At 67.7% G+C, this 19,900-nt stretch carries 10 protein-coding genes; 7 read left to right on the forward strand and 3 right to left on the reverse strand.

From position 1 onward, the window contains the following. Window positions 1-133 precede the first annotated feature (133 nt). Together LZK98_RS10280 and LZK98_RS10285 are read left to right on the forward strand one after the other, a co-directional pair. Window positions 134-2,530: a penicillin acylase family protein gene (locus LZK98_RS10280; RefSeq protein WP_233786460.1), complete on the forward strand. Its 2,397-nt coding sequence runs from the start codon at window positions 134-136 to the stop codon at window positions 2,528-2,530. A gap of 25 nt (window positions 2,531-2,555) precedes the next feature. Further along, window positions 2,556-4,094 (forward strand): N-acyl-D-amino-acid deacylase family protein, encoded by a 1,539-nt coding sequence (locus tag LZK98_RS10285; protein ID WP_233786461.1) that lies wholly within the window; start codon window positions 2,556-2,558, stop codon window positions 4,092-4,094. On the opposite strand, the gene LZK98_RS10290 is transcribed toward LZK98_RS10285, so the two are convergent. The 3 genes from LZK98_RS10290 to LZK98_RS10300 all read right to left on the reverse strand — a co-directional run bounded on the left by LZK98_RS10290 (window position 4,095) and on the right by LZK98_RS10300 (window position 9,245). Beyond that, a complete protein-coding gene (locus LZK98_RS10290) occupies window positions 4,095-5,258 on the reverse strand; it encodes a serine hydrolase domain-containing protein (protein WP_233786462.1) in 1,164 nt (387 codons plus the stop codon). 118 nt (window positions 5,259-5,376) lie between these two features. Next, the gene (locus tag LZK98_RS10295; protein ID WP_233786463.1) at window positions 5,377-7,011 is read right to left on the reverse strand and encodes a DUF5597 domain-containing protein; all 1,635 of its coding nucleotides are present in this window, start codon (window positions 7,009-7,011) and stop codon (window positions 5,377-5,379) included. Then, a complete protein-coding gene (locus tag LZK98_RS10300) occupies window positions 7,008-9,245 on the reverse strand; it encodes a beta propeller repeat protein (RefSeq protein WP_233786464.1) in 2,238 nt (745 codons plus the stop codon). Before LZK98_RS10300 ends, LZK98_RS10295 begins: the two co-directional genes overlap by 4 nt. Window positions 9,246-9,377: 132 nt before the next feature. Between LZK98_RS10300 and LZK98_RS10305 the strand changes: the two genes are divergently transcribed. The 5 genes from LZK98_RS10305 to LZK98_RS10325 all read left to right on the forward strand — a co-directional run bounded on the left by LZK98_RS10305 (window position 9,378) and on the right by LZK98_RS10325 (window position 19,879). Beyond that, window positions 9,378-11,708, forward strand: a complete 2,331-nt coding sequence (locus LZK98_RS10305) for a glycoside hydrolase family 31 protein (RefSeq protein ID WP_233786465.1) — start codon at window positions 9,378-9,380, stop codon at window positions 11,706-11,708. A gap of 238 nt (window positions 11,709-11,946) precedes the next feature. Continuing rightward, the gene (locus tag LZK98_RS10310) at window positions 11,947-15,090 is read left to right on the forward strand and encodes a TonB-dependent receptor (RefSeq protein ID WP_233786466.1); all 3,144 of its coding nucleotides are present in this window, start codon (window positions 11,947-11,949) and stop codon (window positions 15,088-15,090) included. A 66-nt stretch (window positions 15,091-15,156) separates the two neighbouring features. After that, on the forward strand, window positions 15,157-16,710 hold the full coding sequence (locus LZK98_RS10315) for a tryptophan halogenase family protein (RefSeq protein WP_233786467.1): 1,554 nt from the start codon (window positions 15,157-15,159) through the stop codon (window positions 16,708-16,710). After that, window positions 16,707-18,248 (forward strand): tryptophan halogenase family protein, encoded by a 1,542-nt coding sequence (locus tag LZK98_RS10320; protein ID WP_233786468.1) that lies wholly within the window; start codon window positions 16,707-16,709, stop codon window positions 18,246-18,248. Before LZK98_RS10315 ends, LZK98_RS10320 begins: the two co-directional genes overlap by 4 nt. Continuing rightward, complete coding sequence (locus LZK98_RS10325; protein WP_233786469.1) at window positions 18,245-19,879, forward strand: DUF5597 domain-containing protein; 1,635 nt, start codon at window positions 18,245-18,247, stop codon at window positions 19,877-19,879. Before LZK98_RS10320 ends, LZK98_RS10325 begins: the two co-directional genes overlap by 4 nt. Window positions 19,880-19,900: the final 21 nt, after the last annotated feature.

Raw genomic sequence — 19,900 nt, forward strand, 5'->3', positions numbered from 1 at the left:
GCGTCGGCAGGTGCGGCCTCGTCATGGCCGATAGCTCATGGTTATATGCAACCGTTGGCTTGCTATGCGACTGCGTTCGGCGCGGTGCAATAGGCTTCATGTCCGTCGGATTGACATCGTGAGGGGAGGCTTGATGATCCAGCGCCGCGCGTTCCTTCTGGCATCGGCAGCGATATTGACCCTCGAAAGCACCGGCCTCGCGCGGCCAATCGGCAAGGCCAACATCGGCCCCGGACGCAAGCTCCGCATCGCCGGCGCGCGCGCGCCGATCGAGATCCTCGAGGATCGGATGGGCATCCCGCACATCCGCGCCAAGTCCAAGCATGACGCCTTCTTCGGCCAGGGTTACATGGTCGCGCGCGACCGGCTGTTCCAGATCGACTTCGCCTATCGCCGCGAGCTGGGCCGCATGGCGGAGGTATTCGGGCCCCGTTTCGTCGCCGCGGATCGTGCCGCGCGCCTCTTTCAGTATCACGGCGATATCGATGCCGAGCTTCGCGCATTGCCGGCGGAGGTGCTCGAATGTGCGCGGGGCTATGTCGCCGGCGTCAACGCGCGCATCGCCGAGCTGGAGGCCGATCCCACCCTGCTGCCGCTCGAATATCGCATCCTCGGCATCACCCCACTGCATTGGGACGTGCGCGACCTCGTCCGCGTCCGCAGCGACGGCATGGGCAATGTCGACGACGAGGTGCGGCGCGCACAGCTCCAGGCGCGCGGCCTGCTTCATCTCGACCAGTTCATGGATCCGCTGCGGCCGGCGTGGCAGTTCACCGTACCCGAGGGGCTGGATTGCGCCGCGGTCAGCGAAGCCGACCTCGGCGTGCTGCTCGACGCGGCGAGGCCGCTGCCGTTCGACGACGGTCAGCTTGCCTTCTCCTCCTATGACCGCGAGCTGGACCGGATCGACCTGGCGGGGCAGGGCAGCAATGCCTGGACCGTGGCCGGCTCCCGCACCGCGACCGGGCGGCCGATCCTCGCCAATGATCCGCACCTCGGGATCGGCGGCGCGAGCCCGCGTCATATCTCGCATCTGACCGCGCCGGGGCTCGACGTGATCGGCGGCGGCCAGCCGGGCCTGCCGGGCATCATGCAGGGACATACCGACCGCTTCGCCTTCGGCCGCACCAACTTCCACATCGATCAGACGGACCTATTCATCCTGCGGACGCGCGACGACGATCCGCAGCAATATTGGCACGACGGCAAGTGGAAGCGGTTCGAGACGGTCGAGGAGGAGATCGCGGTCAAGGGCGCGCCGCCGCAGCGCGTCGTGCTGCGTTATGCGGAGGGGCGCCCGATCGTGTCGGAGGACCCGGCGCGCCACCGCGCGGTCGCCTTCGCCAGCGTGTCGCTGCTGTCAGGCGCGAACATGCGGTTCGCGATGATCGCGATCAATCTGGCGCGCGACTGGGCATCGCTGCGCGAGGCGTTCAAGATTCACGTCTCTCCCACCAATATCCATTACGCCGATGTCGACGGTAACACCGGCTGGCACACGGTAGGGTTCGTGCCCAAGCGGCCGCGGCACGACGGCCTGTTCCCCGCGCCGGGCGACGGCAGCTACGACTGGACGGGCATCCTCAAGGTCGAGGAGATGCCCAACATCTACAATCCGAAGCAGGGCTGGTTCGCGTCCGCGAATGAGATGAACCTGCCGGCGGACTATCCGTACAAGGAGCGCAAGATCAGCTTCAGCTGGAGCGATCCCTTCCGCCACGATCGCGTCGCCGAGGTGCTGAGCGCGCAACCCAGGCACCGGATCGAGGACAGCATCGCGCTGCAACACGACGTGCAGTCGCTGCCGGCCCGCGCGCTGATGAAGCTGCTCCCCGCGAAACCGTCGCCCGCGGCGGCGCCGGCCGCCCAACTGCTGCGGCGCTGGAATTGCGCGATCGAGGCCGACAGCGCCGCCGCGCTGCTCTACGAGCTGGTGATGCCGGAACTGTCGTCCGGCTTCCGCGAGCTGGTCATCCCGCCCGCCGCCCGCGATCTCATCCCCTCGGTGAACCTGTCGGAGATGCTGCGGCTGCTCGCCGCGCCCGACAAGCGCCTGGGCGCCGATCCCGTGGCTGCGCGCGATGCCCTGGTCGACAAGGCGCTGGCGGCGGGATGGGCCAAGGCGGTCGAGCTGCGTGGGCCCGATCCGGCCGGGTGGCGCTGGGGCGATCTCCATCAGGTGGTGATCGCGCACCCGCTGTCGAAGCTGCCGGCGATCGCGGCCGCCTTTCCCAGGATCGATGGCGGTCGCTCCGGCGGCGACGGCACCACGGTGATGGCCCGCGGTGTCAATCCGGCGCGCGGCTATAACGTCACGCATGGGGCGAGCTATCTGCTCGTCGCCGATGTGGGGGCCTGGGACAATTCGCGGGTGCTGCTGTTGCCGGGGCAGTCCGCGGACCCGCGGTCTCCCCATTATCGCGACTTCTATCCGGACTGGCTCGCCGGAAACATGCAGCCCTTGTGGTTCAGCAAGACGGCGGTCGACGCGAATGCCGTGTCGCGGACCGTATTGGCGCCCGCAGATTGAGTCGGCGGCCAGGTAGGAGAGGGGGATGTCTCAGCAGCTGACACGACGGCAGCTCGTAGGCGGTGCGATCGCGGCCGGAGGGCTGGCTAGCCTGCCGGGTCGCGCAGCCGAACGCGCGACCCTGTTCCGTGAGGTCAGGCTGGTCGACGGGACGGGCGTCCCGCCGCGGTTGGCGGACGTGCTCGTCGCGGGGGATCGGATCGTCGGGATCACCTCGCCGGCCGCCGGAGAAGCCGGATCGGGTGCGCGGATCGTCGCGGGCGAAGGGCGCATCCTCGCGCCGGGCTTCATCGACCTGCACAGCCACGGCGATCCGCTGAAGGAATCGTACGAATCCTTCCTCGCGATGGGTGTCACCACGATCACGCTCGGGGTGGACGGCAGCGGTCCCAGGATCGGGAAGGACCTCGACCCCAGGCGCTGGATGCAGGCGATCGATCGCGCGCCCGTCGACGTGAACGTCGCGCTGCTTGCGGCCCACGGCACATTGAGGCGCGCGGCCGGCGTGCCGGACTCGGTGCGCCGTCCCGATGCCGCGGGGCTCGCGCGCATGGCGGCGCAGCTCGACACCGAGCTGCGTGCCGGCGCGTTCGGCCTGTCCTATGGCCTGGAATATGTGCCCGGCATCTATTCCGAGACGCCCGAGCTCACCAACCTCGGCCGCGTGGTGAGCCGCTACGGCGGCGTCGTCATGAGCCACATGCGCTCGGAGAACGACGACGAGATCGAGGCCTCGATCGACGAGCTGATCACCTCCTCGCTGCCCGCGCGCCCGCACATCTCGCATCTCAAGGTCGTGTTCGGGAAAGGCGAGCAGCGGGCGCGCGCCCTGCTCGATTTCCTCGCCGAGAAGCGCCGACAGGGGATCGACCTCACCGCCGACGAATATCCCTATGAGGCCGGTTATACCGGGATCGAGCTGCTGTTCCCGCAATGGGCGCTGCCGCCGACCGATTATGCCGCGGTCGTCGCCGGGCGGCGGCAGGAGCTGCGCGACTATCTGGAGAAGCGCATGATCCGCCGCGGCGGCCCGGAGGCGCTGCTGTTGGGAACCAAGCCCTATGCGGGCAAGACCGTCGCTCAGGCGGCCGGGGAGGCCGGGCTTCACTTCGCCGACTTCCTGATCAAGCTGGGGCCGGAAGGCGCCTCGGGCGCGCATTTCACCATGGACAAGGCGCTGCAGGACACGCTGCTGCTCGATCCGCATGTCGCGTTCTCGACCGATGGCCGCCCGGGCATGCGCCATCCCCGCGCGACCGGCACCTATGCCAAGCTGATCGAGGAGTATGTCGTGCGGGACAGGAAGCTCTCGATCGAGGAGATGGTGCGCAAGTCGACCGGCTATCCCGCGCAGATCCTGCGCCTTGCCGACCGCGGCGTGATCCGCGCCGGTGCGAGGGCCGATCTCGTCCTCTTCGATCCCGCCAAGGTCCGGGCGCGCTCGACCTATGTCGATCCCTTCGCGATGGCCGAGGGGTTCGACCTGGTGATGGTGAACGGCCGGCCTGCGTTCGAGGGCGGCAAGCGGATCGGCAGGTCCGGACGGTTGCTCCGCGCCCGCTAGTCACCCGCCTGGCGTACTCACCGCCTTGCACAGGTTGTCGGTCGCGAGCGCGATGCGCGATTCCGCCGTGTCCCGGTTCGACGCATCGTTCTCGACACCGCGCGTCTCGGTGTTGAAGGCGAGCAGGGTGCCCATGTGCTGATCGGGGCATAGGCTCAGATAGGCGCGGAAGCCGTTCTGGTCGCCATTATGGCCGATGATGCGGATGCCGTCGGTCCGGTCCAGGAAGAAGGACAGGCCGCTCCAGGTGGTCGGCGCCATCCGGCCCTGGGTGAAGTCCTCGCCCGCAGCGATCTGCGGCCGCCACATCTCCTCGAGCGAGGATCGCTTGAGAACCAGGTCATAGTCGGCCTGGCGTTTCGGATCGCCGAGCAGGAAGGCCACATATCTCGCCATGTCGGGCAGCGGCGCGTTGAGCCCGCCGTTGGACACCGTCACGCCGGTATCGACGTCGAACGGCGCCTCGATCCGCTTGCCGTCGCGGATGTGATAGCTGTGCGAGCGGTGCGGCAGAAGATAGGGGGGCGTACGATCGAAATAGCTCGAGTTCATGCCGAGCGGTCTCAGGATGTTCTTGTCGACATAGACCTCGAAATCCTCGCCAGAGAGCCGTTCGATCACCTGGCCGAGATAGACGATGCCCGGATTGGAATAGCTGAACCGCGTGCCGGGCCGGAACTTCACCTCGGTATAGGGAAGCATCGCCGCCAGCTGTGCCCAGCTCGGCGGCTCGAACGGCTGCCAGTCGCGGTCCCGCCACCGCCAGGTCGCGCCGCCGAAGCCGGCGCTGTGGCTCATCAGCTGACGGATCGTGATCGCGCCCGTATCACCGAAGGGGTTATGCACCTGAGCAAGCTCTGGTACGTAGCGGACGATCGGATCATCCAGCTGCAACAATCCGCGATCGCGCAGTTGCATGATCGCGATTCCCGTCATCGTCTTGGTGATGGACGCCCAGTGGAAGATCGTCTGCGCATCCACGGGAATTTTGGAATCCAGGTCCTGCAGGCCGAGAGGGTCGGCGACGACGACACGACCGTCGCGCACGAGATAGAAGCTGCTTCCGACGATGCCCGCGCGCCGCATTTCGTCGCGGTGCAGGGCGCGGAAGTCGGCCAGCGCCTTTTCGAAGGCGCGCTCGCCGGCCGCGGCCGGAGTGCTCATCGGCGCCAAGACGAGCAAGAGCCAAGCGGCGAGCCGAGCGGACATGGTTACCCTATTCTCCCATGGAACCTTCACCGATCATGCTGAGACTTTTCGAAGACGCAATGGCGGTGGGCGTTCAGCGGTAGCGCCCCATCGTCACCTTGAGCACCTGGGGCCGGTCGAGCAGGTTGATCCCGTAATCGGTCTGGTCGCCGTTCCAGACCCGGCTCGCGACCCAGCGTCCCCGGTCGAAGCGCCCTTCCTCGACGCTGACCACCATGCCATTCGGCGCGGTGCCCGGCGCGGCGGCGAAGCTGACCCGCACATGATCGCCCACCACCAGGAACTCGTCATCGGACAGCTGCGCGACCGCGACGCCGCCGACCGGCTCGGTCGCCCACGAGGGCGGCTCGGACTTGAGCCAGGTCCAGTCCTTCTGTCCGAACTGCCATTCGCCCCAGGTCGCGGTGACGGTCCAGGCGCCCATGGTGGCCGACTGCGGCGCGCTGTCGTCGGGCTTGAATGTGCCCCAGGTCGGCCGCTCCGCCGCGATCCGCGCCCAGTCGCGCATGATCGAGGACAGCGCGGCATAGGGCAGCGCGAAGGCGTCCAGCGTCGCCTCGTCGAGCTGCTTCGCGCCGAGCGGGTAGTTGTAATAGCCGGTGCCGTCGATGCCGAACGGCGCGAAGCCGATCGCACCGCGGCCGATCGCGCCGTAGAAGAAGCGCGCGAACTCCCGCGCGTTGCCGATCTCGGGGACCATCAGGGCATTGTCGGGCCGCGCATATTTGTCGAGATACTGGACGACGTTGCCGCTCGCGCGGTCGTAGATGTCGGGCGCGCCGAAGTCGATCGCGGGCGCCGCCGCCTTCCAGATGTCGAGCACGTCCTGCTGCGGCCCGCCGCTGGCGACACCGGCCGGGTCGGGCACGTTGGACGGCCCGGCCAGCGCCGCGTTGACGTACATCGGCAGCGGCTTCACCGCCTTGCCGGCCGCCGCGATCTCGTTGACGTAGGCGGCGACATGCCAGGTGTTGAACGCGCGGTCGGCCTGCGCGCCGAACGCCTGTGTCCAAGTCCCGGCCTTGCCGATCCGTTTCGCCAGCGCCGGCGGGATCGGCTGTGCGAACAGGCGGTTTGCGGCGGCGCTGTAGTCGCGCGGCAGGCGATAGCTGCCGACCTCGTTCTCCGGCTGCACCATGATCACCGTGTTCTGCGGATCATGGTCGCGCAGATACTCCATGACCTTGACGAAGGCGCGCTTGTCCGCCTCCAGGGTCGTGCGGGCGAGCGGCGTGTGGACATAATGGTCCTTGCCGGCGCGGTCCTTCATGCGGGGGAAGCGCTTGTTGTCGAGCTTGGCCCAGGCCGGCATGTAGCCTGGCGCGGTGTTCTTCCAGGTGCCGAACCAGAGCAGCACGACGCGCTTGTCGTGGGCGCGCGCCTGGTCGAGCAAATTCTGCAGGAAGGAGAGGTCGAACCGCCCCTCCTCCGGCTCGACCTGCTGCCAGGCGATCGGGACCTCCACCGTGTTGGCGTGGATGCGGTCGAGCAGCGGCCAAGCGGTGCTCAGCGGCTCGGGATAGTTGCTGGAGTTGTTGACCTGCGCGCCGAGGATCAGGAACGGCGCCCCGTCGACGAGCAGCGCATGACGGCCGCCCCGTGTGACGAGCTGGGGGATCGGGGTGGCCTCCGCAGACTGCGCGGCTGCGGGCTCGGCGAGGGCGAGGCCCAGCGCCAGCGAAAGGGTTAGCAGCTTGTTGATCGTCATTGTCCTTTCCTCCCGATCGGATCGCCGTAGATGATCCCGCGCCCGTCGGTGCCGATGTAGACCCGCCCGAACCGGCGCGGGTCGCCGGAGATCACGCGAAAGCGCAGGCCCCATTGGTGGCGGTCGTCGTTGATCCGCTGCCAGCGGGTGCCGCCGTCGAGCGAGCGCCAGATCGCGTAGAGCCCACCTCGCCGGCCGATCGCGTAGATCGCCGGCAGGTCGCTGCCGGGCGCAGGATGGCCGAGCCCATAATAGGCGCAGTCGAGGCCGATCCCCGTCCGCGTCCAATGCTCGCCCGCATCGACCGAGCGGTAGAGGTCGCCGCCGACCCGCAGCCAGAGCCTGCCCGCAGCGCCCGGTGTCGCGACCAGCGGGTTCTGCGCCTCGCGCCAGGTGACGCGCGCGCCCGAGAGGTCGGCGGGCAGTCCCTCGCCCCGGACGGCGTGGAAACTGCGGCCGCCGTCGTCGCTGCGCAGCATCCGGTTGGCGGCGAAATCGATCGCGTAGAAGCGCCGCGCATCGGCCTTGTCTGCGGTGACGCGGGTGCGGCTCGGCAGACCCTCGATCGCCTGCCAGGTGCGGCCGCGATCGGCGGTCAGCATCGGCCGGTCGGTTTCCACGACGAAGGTCGCGCCGTCGGCCGAGACGGTGATCGCCGCATCGCCGGTCTGCTCGGGGCTGGGGCTGCCGTCGGCGCGAGGCTGCGAGGGCGGCGTGGCCAGCGGCGTCCAGCTCGTACCGCCATCGGCGGACCAGGCCAGCGACGGGCCCGGTACGATCGGCGAGTGCGTGCTGCCGCTGCGCACCATGACCGCTGGCGCGAGCCCGGCATAATCGAGCGTGTTGGTGTTGGTGAGATAGGGATTGCGGTGCACATGGGGCGGCGAGACCGTGAGGTCGTCGTGGCGGAATCCCGCGATGTCGCCGAAGCCCGAGACGAGCGGCGCGCCGCCGGTCGGACTCGTCAGCGTGATGATCGCGGTCTGCTCGATACCCCTCGTCCACGGCCGCCACAGCATTGTCCCGCGGCCGCCGAAGCCGTGCGTCGCATAGAGCGTCGCGCCGGTGACATAGGCGGCATGACTGTCGTCGAACGGATCGATCGCCAGCCCCGCGATCCAGTGTCCGAAATCGGCCTTGCCGTCGAGATCGAGGAACGGCGTCGCCCGGACGTCGCGCTCGCTGCGGCGCCACAGCTCGTTCCAATGCTTCCCCGCGTCGGTCGAACGCCAAACGGTATCGATCGGCTTGTAGCGGTTGACCGTGCTGACCGCGATCACCTTCGGGTCCTGCGCCGATACTGCTACCCCCATGTAGCCGCCCGGCGGTGCACCGGCGCCGCGCTCCGGCGTCACGTTGGCCCAGCGATCGGCGGCGGGGTCGTAGCGCCAGACGGCGCCGCGCGTGATGCCGGTCGGCCCGATGCCATTCGAATAGGTGATGGTGAGGACGCCGTCGCGGCCGATGGCGCCCTTGACCGGCAGCAGGTCCTCGGTCGGGCCGCCCGCGACCGCTGCCCAGCGGACGCCGCCGTCGTCGGAGCGGAACAGGTGCGGGCCGCCGCGATCGGCGCTCGCGACGAACAGGCGTCCGCGATGCGCGGGGTCGAACAGCACGAACGAGAGTCCGCCATTGGTCGCGCGGCGCTCGGCCGGCTTGCCGAGGCCCGGTCGCGGGAAGCTCGCCACTCGCTCCCAGCGCGCTCCCGAATCGTCGCTGCGCCACAATCCATCGTGCCGCGATCCGAAGAGCAAGGTCTCGTGCCGATGCGGGTCGATCGCGAGCCGCTCGCCGAGGCCGCGGCCGTCCTCGTTGCCGCCCATCGCGAAGGGCACGGGCACGATCCGCCAATGCGCGCCGCGATCTGCGGAGCGGAAGATTGCCGCCTCGCCGCGCTTGCTCATTCCCGCTGCGAGATAGACGATGTCGGGATCGACGGGATCGGGGGCGATGCTCTCGATCCCCATGTAGCTCGAGATTGCCTGATCGTCCTGGAGGGGGATCCAGCGCCCGGCCCTGGTATCCCAGCGATAGGCGCCGCCCATGTCGGTGCGGAGGTAAGCCAATCCTCTTTCGACGGGGCTGAAGACGATCCCGGGCGCGAAGCCGCCGCCGCCGACCACCGCATTGCGCCAGTTGTAGGGCACCGATTCGACCGGCTCGGACGAGGCTTGGACGGCCGTGACGGCCAGCAGGATTCCCGCCCCAACCGCGAAGGCAAACCGCCCCTTCATCGCCTCTCCCTCTCCCGGTGCCCGCCGCGCCTTGACGGTGCGCGGACAGGTAGGATAGCGCTAACACATCGAAAGAGGAAAGGGGCGTTGCGACCAAAGTCGCGCTCCGGCGATCCGACTAGGGGAGATGTCATGACGTTGCGCCGCATTCTTGTCGCCAGCACGATCCTGGCGATTGCCAGCCCTGCCGCAGCGCAGTCGCTGGGCACGGTCGATCGCAACGGCAGCATCGTCGCGGTCGAGCCTTATGCGCCCAACATCGTGCATGTGACGATCGCGCTCGATCCCAAGGAGGTCGCGGCGGGCGCGGGCTATGGCATCAGCGCGAAGCCAGACGCGGGCGGGTGGACCCATCGCGCCGATGCCGAGGGCGACACCTACAGCTCGCCGGCATTGTCGGTCACGGTCGCGGCGCAGCCCTGGCCCAAGCCGCCCACGCAGATGGAGCGCTATTTCGCGCCGTCGCTCCCGCCCGTCTCGATCGTGATCCGCGGCGCCGACGGGCGCGAGGTCACCCGCATGGGGGGCTGGGAGATGGCGCCCCACAAGGTGAACGGCGAGGCGACGTTCCGCGTCGGCGCGAGCTTCGGCGATACCCCCGGCACGCATTACTACGGCCTCGGCCAGAACCAGGAGGGCATCCTCGACCTGCGCGGCCGCACGATCGATTGTCGCCACTATTACGACGCCCCGGCCGGCGAGACCGTGTGCGTCCCGTTCCTGGTGACGGACAAGGGCTATGGGATCGTGTGGGACAACCCGTCGGTGACCACCGTTTTCCCCGGCCTGCACAACCGCACGCATTTCCAGTCGGAGGTGGGAGAGCGCGTCTCCTTCTTCGTCATCACCGGCAAGTCCGCCGACGATCTCTATGCCGGCTACGCCAAGCTGACCGGCGCGACGCCGCTGCCGCCCAAGGCGGCGTTCGGGCTCATCCAGTCGAAGGCGCGCTACGAGACCCAGGCCGAGCTGCTCGGCATTGCCGAGGGATATCGCAAGCGCGGCTATCCGCTCGACGTGATGGTGCTCGACTGGTTCTCCTGGACGCGGATGGGGCAGCTCGACATCGACCGCAATGCCTTCCCCGATCCCGCGGCGATGAACCGGCAATTGCACGATGCCGGGATGCACTCGATCCTGTCGGTGTGGCCCCGGTTCGAGCGCGAGAGCCGCTATTACAACATGCTCGCCGCGCGCGGGTGGTTCCTCAAGGACAAGGACGGCGATCCGGTCGACGGCCTGGCGGTACGCTCCGACCGCGCCGGTGCGCTGCTCGACAGCACCAACCCGGAGGCGCGCGGCTGGTTCTGGGGGAAGATCCGCGACAATCTGGCGAGCCAGGGCTTCGACTGGTTCTGGCTCGACGAGACCGAGCCCGACCTTGTCCCGTCCGGCTATTTCTATTCGGTCGGCTCGGGCGACCGCTATTACAACCTCTATCCGCTGGTCCACACCGCGGGCGTGGCGGAAGGGTCGGCGAAGGATCGGCCGGGCTTCCGCAACCTGATCCTCGCCCGCGCGGCCTATCTCGGGGCGCAGGCGTCGGGCGCGATCTTCTGGACCTCCGACGTCCAGTCCACCTGGGAGGCATTGCGGCGGCAGGTGCCCGCCAACCTCAACATGGCGGCGAGCGGCATCGCCTATACCAGCAGCGACACGGGCGGGTGGCAGTGGCCGAACGGACCCGAGGCGCAGCGGCCGGTGCTGGTCGATCCGGCGGGGGCGACGGCGATGTCCCCTTCCTATCGCGACTATCCCGAGCTGTTCGTCCGCTGGTTCCAGCTCAACAGCTTCACGCCGACGCTGCGCATCCACGGGCAGCGCCCCGCGACCGCGATCTGGGAATATGGCAAGGCGGCGGAGCCGATCCTCGCCGATTTCCTCAAGCTGCGCTACCGGCTCATGCCCTATCTCTATTCGCTCGGATACGGGACCTACCGCACCGGCGCGCCGTTCATGCGGGCGCTGTTCATGGATTTCCCCGGCGATCCCAATGTCGCGGCGATATCCGATCAATATATGTTCGGCCCGGCCTTCCTGGTCGCGCCGGTGCTCGATCAGGGCGCGACCAGCCGCCGCGTCTACCTGCCCGCCGGAACCGACTGGTACGACTGGTGGACCAACGAGCGGCATCCGGGCGGGCAGTGGATCGATGCGGCGGCGCCGATCGACCGTATCCCGCTGTTCGTCCGCGCCGGATCGATCGTGCCGCTCGGCGCCGACGTGCCGAACACCGCGGCGCGCCAGCCGCTCAGCGAGATCCGGGTCTATCCGGGGGCGGACGCGACCTTCACAATCTACGACGATGACGGCGTGACGAACGACTATCGGAAGGGCGCCGGCCGGTCCGCCGACCTCAGGTGGGACGAGCGCGCGAAGCGGCTGACCGGCTCCGGCAAGCTGCCGACCGGTCAGGGCGTCGATTCGCTGGTACGGGTCATGGGAGCGGGCCCCGGCCGGTAGTTGCTCGGCAGGCCTGCGGCCTTGGCCGGAAAATTCCAAGCCAGAGTCCGGACCATAGGTTAGCGTAAACACATGCGTTGCTAATAACCTCGACGAGGCCACCAGTTCACCGGGTGCGGTGGGCAAAAGTTCGGCTACAAATGTAGTCGATAAGTCAACGACTTCCTCAGCCCACGCCTGGAATTGCATGACAATATCGCTATTGCCAGGCGCGGGCGGTAGGAATAATAAGATCAGTGTGAGCGCTCACACACGTAGAAGGTGTGAGGCCACGCGGACAGGCCATGTCCGCATATTCGGGAGAGGGGATCGAAAGATGACATCTACGCATCGGCAGAAGGCGCGTCAGACGGTTAGGCGCGGTGTTTCACTCGCCGCTTTGGCCGCAATGGGGATCGCATTGCCGGCCTGGGCCGCCGTCTCGGACGAAGCGGCCGCGGCGAGCCAGGCTCAGACACCACCGCAGAGTGATTCGGGTGATTCGGCGCAGAGCGACCAAAGCGCGCCTCGTGATGACATCGTTGTCACGGGACGCCGCGCGGCGCTGGAGGCCGCCGACGAGCGCAAGCGCCGGAGCGAGACCATCATCGACTCGGTCGTCGCCGACGACGCCGGCAAGCTCCCGGACAATTCGATCACCGAGGTGCTGCAGCGCGTTTCCGGCGTCACCATCGTGCGCTTCGCCGCGCTCAACGACCCCGATCACTATTCGGTCGAGGGAACGGGCATCCAGGTGCGCGGTCTGACCGGCGTCGCCTCACGGCTCAACGGCCGCGAGATCTTCAGCGCGAACAACGGGCGCTCGCTGCAGTTCGCCGACGTCACGCCGGAGCTGATGGCGGCGGTCGACGTCTACAAGGCATCGACCGCGGACCTGATCGAGGGCGGCACGGGTGGCCAGATCGACCTGCGCACCAAGGTGCCCTTCGATTACCGCGACGAGGGCTTCCACGTTGCCGCGACCGGTGACCTCAGCATGGGCGACCTCGCGCGCAAGGCCGATCCGTCGGGCTCCATCCTGGTCTCGAAGCGCTGGTCGACCCCGATCGGCGACATCGGCTTCCTCGGCGATCTGGCGTACAGCCGTCTCAGCTCCAATTCGCACTTTTTCCGCGTGGAGCCCTATTTCCGGCAGCGCATCTCGGGCGCCGACTATTATATTCCGGGCGGCTATACCTATGGCGAGGAGCAGTTCCAGCGCACCCGCACAGGCATCTACGGCGCCGTGCAGTGGGCGCCATCGGATGCGCTGACCTTCACTGGCACCTTCTTCCAGTCGCGCTACAAGAACCGGTCGGGCGACTGGGGGGCGTTCGTATCGTCGCAGACGCTGGCGGTCGATCCGGCGACCAGCGAGTTCGACGAGAACAACATGTTGGTCTCGACCCCGCTGCTGTTCAATCGCGATCAATCGACGTTCCTGCCGGCCGGCCTGATCACGACCGGCGGCAACAAGGGCGCCTATGCCAGTAAGACGACCACCAAGGATTATTCGCTGAGCTTCGACTGGTCGCCGACGGATAGCCCGCTTTCGATCAAGGGCGCCATTCAGCGCGTCGATTCGAGCCAGATTTCCGACCGCATGGACGTGTTCCGTGACGTCCAGTTCCCGGCGGGCTTCGGGTTCGACCTGAGCGGCGATCTGCCGGTCGTCACCATGCCCGCGGGTTCACAGGCGAGATTCGACAATCCCGCCAGCTATTTCTGGGCGGCGTCGATGCCGCACCAGGAAGATAATAGCGGCCGGCTGGATTCGGCCAACCTCGATCTCGAGTACAAGTTCGAGGACAGCTTCTTCAAATCGATCAAGGTCGGCGGCCGCGCGGCCAAGCGGACCGAGCGCGATTTCAACAATGGCTATAACTGGGCGGCGCTGGGCCGCGGCTGGAATGGCGATCCGCAGCTGACCTATGCGAACGCCGCACCAGGCGACGTCGAGCTCCACGTCTTCAAGAACTTCTTCCATGGCCAGGCGGCGCTGCCGGCGAACCTGATGTTCCCGACCGACGCGCTCGTCCGCCGCTTCGACCGTGCGGAGCTGACGGCCTCGCCGCCCGCGGGTTTCTGCGGTTCGCCGCCGACCGACACGGCGCCGAATCCTCTATGGAACGACTGTTCGGCAGCCGGTCCGCTGCCACAGACCGGCTATGGCGGTTTTGCAGGCATCCGCCCCATCGGTTTCGTGCTGCCGATCGATCGGGTGGACAACGAGACCAAGACTTACGCGGGCTATGCGCTCGTGCGGTTCGGATCCGATGCCATCCGCCTCTCGGGCAATGTCGGCGCGCGCGTCGTTCACATCAGGAACGAGGGGAGCGGCTTCGTCCAGCAGAATGCCGCAACGTTCATCCGCAACGGCCAGACGCAGACGCTCCTCAACGTGGCGGTCCCGCGCGGCGGCAAGGCGTCGTTCACCCGCGTCCTGCCGTCGATCAACTTCGACTATGCGCTGGCCGACAACGCCAAGATTCGCTTCGGCTACAACATCACGCTCGACCTGCCGACGTTCCAGGCGTTGCGCGCGTCAGGCTCGATCGGCGCGGCGACGATCGGCAATCCCGGTGGAAGCAATCTGCCGAATATCTTCACCAATTTCACGGCCGACACGGGGAACCCGCTCCTCAAGCCGGCCCTGTCGAACAATTTCGACCTGTCGTTCGAATATTATCCCAGCGCCGGCACGTCGTTCCATCTGGCGCCGTTCTACAAGCGTCTGACCAACCTGCCGATCTATTCGCTGACGCAGCGTGACGTGACATTCATCTTTGCGGACGGAACCACCGAAAACGCGAGCGTCGCCGCCACCGATTATAGCAATTCGTCCAAGGCCGCGACGGTCAAGGGCGTCGAGGTCGGCGGGCGCATCTTCTTCGATATGTTGCCGGGATTGCTCAGCGGGCTCGGCTTCGAGGGCAACTACACCTACGTCGACAGCAAGAATCCTGGAGACACGTATCGCGACATCAACGGCGTGACCCACAGCGACGCGCCGCTGGTGGGGCTATCGAAGCACAACTTCAATGCCGTACTGTTGTACGAGCGCAAGGCCGTCTCTGCCCGTATCGCTTACTCCTGGCGCTCGCGCTACCTGCAGACGACCAACAGCAACGGCACCAACCCGACCTATCAATATTATTCCGCGCCCGGCGTTTCCACGCCGACCCAGATCGCGTTGCCGATCTATGGCGCCAACTACGGGCAGCTGGAGGCCGGCGTCAGGTTCAGGGTGACGGAGAACTTCTCGTTCAACGTCCAGGGCACCAACCTGACCAATTCGATGCAGCGCACCTTGATGGGCGGCTATCCCGGCGGCGCGCTGAAGGGACGCAGCTGGTTCCAGGCCGATCGGCGCATCAGCACCGGGATCAGCCTGGCGTTCTAGGAAAAGGGGGCCGGCCACCGGAAGGTCCCCCTGCCGGTGGCCGGATATCGCTGAGGCACGGGTGCGATGGCGAAACGCGTTCTGATCGTAGGCGGCGGCACCGCGGGCTGGCTGACCGCCGGCTATCTGGCGAAGCGCCTGAGCGCCGACCTGCCCGGCGGCGTCTCGATCCGGCTGGTCGAATCGCAGGCGATCGGCATCCTCGGGGTCGGGGAGGGGACCTTCCCGACCATCCGCCGGACGCTGGCTACGATCGGCGTCGACGAGGCCGAGATGGTGCGGCGGTGCGGCGCGACCTTCAAGCAGGGCGCCAAGTTCGTCCACTGGCGCCGTCCGCCCGGCGCGGGCGGTCCGGACCATTATCTTCATTCCTTCCAGGTGACGGAGAACCATAACGGGCTTGACCTGCTTCCCTATTGGCTGCTCGGCGTCGCGGGCGACCAGAACTGGGACGAGGTCAACACGCCGCAGAAGAAGGCGGCGGATGCGCATCGCGCGCCCAAGCTGCCGTCGCACCCCGATTTCGTCGGGCCGCTCAACTATGCCTTCCACTTCGACGCGGTCACGCTCGCGGAGCTGTTGCGCGACCAGGGGATCGCGAACGGGGTGCAGCATCTCGTCGACACCGTCACCGAGGTGCTGGTGGACGGGGAGGGGAGCATCGCCGGCGTGCGGACCGAGGCGAACGGCCTGCTCGATGCCGACCTCTACATCGACTGCACGGGCTTTCGCGCCGAGCTGATCGGCAAGGCGCTCGGCATGCCCTACCGCTCGTGCCGCAAGGTGCTGTTCTGCGACAGCGCGGTCGCGATGCAGGTGCCCTATCCGCGGCCGGATCACCCGATCGCCTCCTACACCATTTCGACCGCGCAGGAGGCCGGCTGGACCTGGGACATCGGCCTCGACAAGCGCCGCGGCACCGGCCACGTCTATTCCTCCGATCATACCGACGACGCGCAGGCGGAAGCATTGCTGCGCGCCTACAACGGCCCCGCGGCGGAGGGGCTGGAGGTCCGCAAGTTCCGTTTCGACGCCGGCTATCGCGAGACCAGCTGGCACAGGAACTGCGTCGCGATCGGCCTCTCCAGCGGCTTCTTCGAGCCGCTCGAGTCGACGGGCATCATCCTGTCCGAGGTGGCGGCGGCGATGGTCGCCAATCTCTTCCCCTGGGGCGGCGACTATGAGACCTCGGCGCGGCAGTTCAACGCGATCATGCGTCGCCGCTACGAGCGCGCGCTCGACTTCATCAAGCTGCACTATTGCATCTCCGAGCGCCGCGACACCGCCTTCTGGCGCGACAATGTCGATCCCGCGACGATCCCCGACAGCCTGCTCGACCTGCTCGACCGCTGGCGCTTCCGTCCGCCGACCGAGATCGACGTCGATACCAACATCGACATCTTCACCGAGCCGAGCTGGCAATATGTGCTCTACGGCATGGGCTGGAAGACCGACCTCAGCGACCGCGCCGGACTCTACCGCTATCATGACGAGGCGCGCGCCGCCTTCGCAGAAGTCGCTCGCCAGGCGCAGTTCGCGATCGCCAACCTGCCGTCGAACCGCGAGCTCGTCGACTATGCCCGGACGCGCGGTTTCGGGCCGCGGGCCGCTGCGGCATGACCGGCGAGAGTCCGGCGCCGCCAATCACCCGGGTCGTCATCGTCGGCGGCGGCACGGCCGGCTGGATGACGGCGGCGGCGCTGTCGCGGCTGACTGCGGCCGGCGTGTCGGTGACTTTGGTCGAATCCGACGAGATCGGCACGGTCGGCGTCGGCGAGGCCACTATCCCGCCGCTGCTCGATTTCAACCGTTCCCTGGGGATCGACGAGGACGCGTTCGTCCGCGCGACGCAGGCGACGTTCAAGCTGGGCATCGAGCTCGTCGGCTGGGGCAGGGAGAGCGATCGCTACATCCATCCGTTCGGCACGATCGGCCGCGATGCGGAGGGGGTGGAGTTCCACCAGATCTGGCTGCGCCAGTCGCGCTTGCCCGGCGCGGCCGGCGACGTCGGGCCGATCGGCGATTATTCGCTGGCGACGGTCGCGGCGCGGATGGGGAGGTTCGCCCGCCCGTCGTCCGATCCCGCAGCGGTGCTGTCGTCGCTCAGCTATGCCTTCCATTTCGACGCCGGCCTTTATGCCCGTTTCCTGCGCGGCTTCGCCGAGGACGGCGGCGTCACGCGGATCGAAGGGAAGATCGTCGCCGTCGAGCAGGACCCGGCCAGCGGCTTCATCACCGCCGTGAAGCTGGAGGACGGCCGCGCGATCGGCGGCGAGCTCTTCGTCGATTGCAGCGGCTTCCGGTCGATGCTGCTCGGCGGAACGCTGGGCGTACCCTACCGCAGCTGGCAGCACTGGCTGCCGTGCGACCGCGCCATCGCCGTGCCGAGCGCGCGTGCGGGCGCGGCTCCTCCCTATACCCGGGCCACGGCGGGCAAGGCCGGATGGCGCTGGCGCATTCCGCTGCAGCATCGCGTGGGCAACGGGCATGTCTATTCGAGCGCGCATCTGAGCGACGCTGAGGCGGAGCAGGTGTTGCTCGAAGGGCTGGACGGTGCGCCGATGGCCGAGCCGCGCCGGCTGCGCTTCGTCGCTGGGCGGCGCGAGCGCCTGTGGGACCGGAACTGCGTCGCGATCGGGCTGGCCGCCGGCTTCATCGAGCCGCTGGAATCGACCAGCATCCATCTCATCCAGTCGGGCATCACCCGCCTGATGGCGCTGTTCCCCGACAGCGGCTTCGCGCAGCGCGAGATCGACGAATACAACCGCTGGCTGGTCCGCGAATATGAGCAGGTCCGCGACTTCGTCGTCCTCCACTATCACGCCACCGAGCGCGACGATTCCGATTTCTGGAACCACTGCCGGACGATGCCGATCCCCGACAGCCTGGCGGAGCGGATCGAGCTGTGGCGCGGCAAGGCGCGCATCTTCCGCGAGCAGGGCGACCTGTTCACCGAGGACAGCTGGATCGCGGTGCTGATGGGGCAGAATGTGATCCCCCAGTCTTTCGACCCGCTGGTCCACGCGCTGCCGGTCGCGGAGAGTGCGCGTTTCCTGCAGCACCTGCGCCACGTCATCGCCCGGACCGCCGCGGCGATGCCGACGCACGAGGATTTCATCGCCCGCCATTGTGCCGCCGTAAAGCAGGAAGCCGCATGAAAGCTCGACATCGGCCGACGGGGCCGCATCCCATCCTGTGCCTGATCCTGTCGCTGCTCGCGCTGACGGCACCGCCGGCTCCGGCGCAGACGCAGCAGGTGCAGCCGATCCCGAAGATCGTGTCCCAGGACGGCGGTCACGCCCTCCTCGTCGACGGCAAGCCGTTCCTCATCATCGGCGCCCAGGCGCACAACTCGAGCGCCTGGCCGGGGATGCTGCCGAAGGTGTGGCCGGCGATGAAGTATCTCGGCGTCAACACGGTCGAGCTGCCGGTCTATTGGGAGCAGATCGAGCCGCAGCCCGGCCGGTTCGATTTCGGCGTGGTCGACACGCTGATCGCCGAGGCGCGGCGGAACGACGTCCGGCTGGTGCTGCTGTGGTTCGGCACGTGGAAGAACGGCAGCGCACATTACCGGCCCGAATGGATGAAGCGCGAGCCCCGGCGCTTTCCCAACATCGTCGGCCGCGACGGCAAGGCGGTCGATTCCCCTTCGCCTCACTCGAAGGAAGCGCTGGAGGCCGACACCAAGGCTTTCTCCGCCTTCATGCGGCATCTGCGCCAGGCGGACCCGCAACGCACCGTGATCATGGTTCAGGTCCAGAACGAGCCCGGCAGCTGGGGGTCGGTGCGCGACTTCTCGCCGGCCGCGGAGCGGCTGTTCCAGGCCGCGGTGCCGGAGCCGCTGCTCCGCGCCATCGGCCGCACCGCCGACCGCGGAAAGAGCTGGCAGGCCGTGTTCGGCGACGACGCGGACGAGACCTTCCACGCCTGGTCCGTGGCGCACTACATCGAGCAGGTCGCCGCGGCGGGGAAGGCGATCTACCCGCTGCCGCTCTATGCCAACGCCGCGCTCAAGGATCCGCTGCAGACCGGCCGCACGCCCGGCTACGAGTTCGGCGGGCCGACCCATAACATGCTGCACATCTGGAAGGCCGCGGCGCCGTCGCTCGACGTGCTCGCACCCGACATCTACCAGCCGCCGGCGAAGGTGCTTCCGGTGATGGACCAGTATCGCCGGCCGGACAATCCGCTGTTCATCCCGGAAACGATCTCCGCCGCCCCTTATGCGCGCTTCTTCTATGCGGCGATCGCCAGGGGGGCGATCGGCTATGCCCCCTTCGGCGTCGACTATACCGTGCTCGCCGCCGATCCGCCCGGCGCGTCGCGGCTCGGCGAGGCCGACCTGCAGCAGCTGGCGATGAGCTACCGCGCCATCGGACCGATGATGCGCGAGATGGCGCAATGGGCGTTCGAAGGCAGGGTCCATGCTGCCATCGAGACCGAAGACAAGGCGCCTGCGGAAATCGCCCTGGGCCGCTGGAAGGCGAAGGTCCGGTTCGGGGTCTCTCCGCGCGGCGATCCGAAGGGGAACGATACGCCGATCGGCCGCGTGCTGGTGGCGCAGCTCGGGCCGGACGAGTTCGTCGTCACCGGCTTCTACGCCAAGCTGGAGTTCGAACCCGCCGGCAAGGATGCCGGCCGCCCTTGGGAGTTCCTGAGGGTGGAGGAGGGGCAGTTCGCCGACGGACGCTTCCAGCCCGTCCGCATCTGGAACGGGGACGAGACCGATTGGGGCCTCAACTTCGTCTCGGCTCCACAGGTCCTTCGGGTGAGGCTAGCCACGCGATAGCCGGGATCGGGATCTGAAGGG

Source organism: Sphingomonas cannabina, from assembly GCF_021391395.1.
In the GTDB taxonomy this organism is placed as follows: Bacteria; Pseudomonadota; Alphaproteobacteria; order Sphingomonadales; family Sphingomonadaceae; genus Sphingomonas; species Sphingomonas cannabina.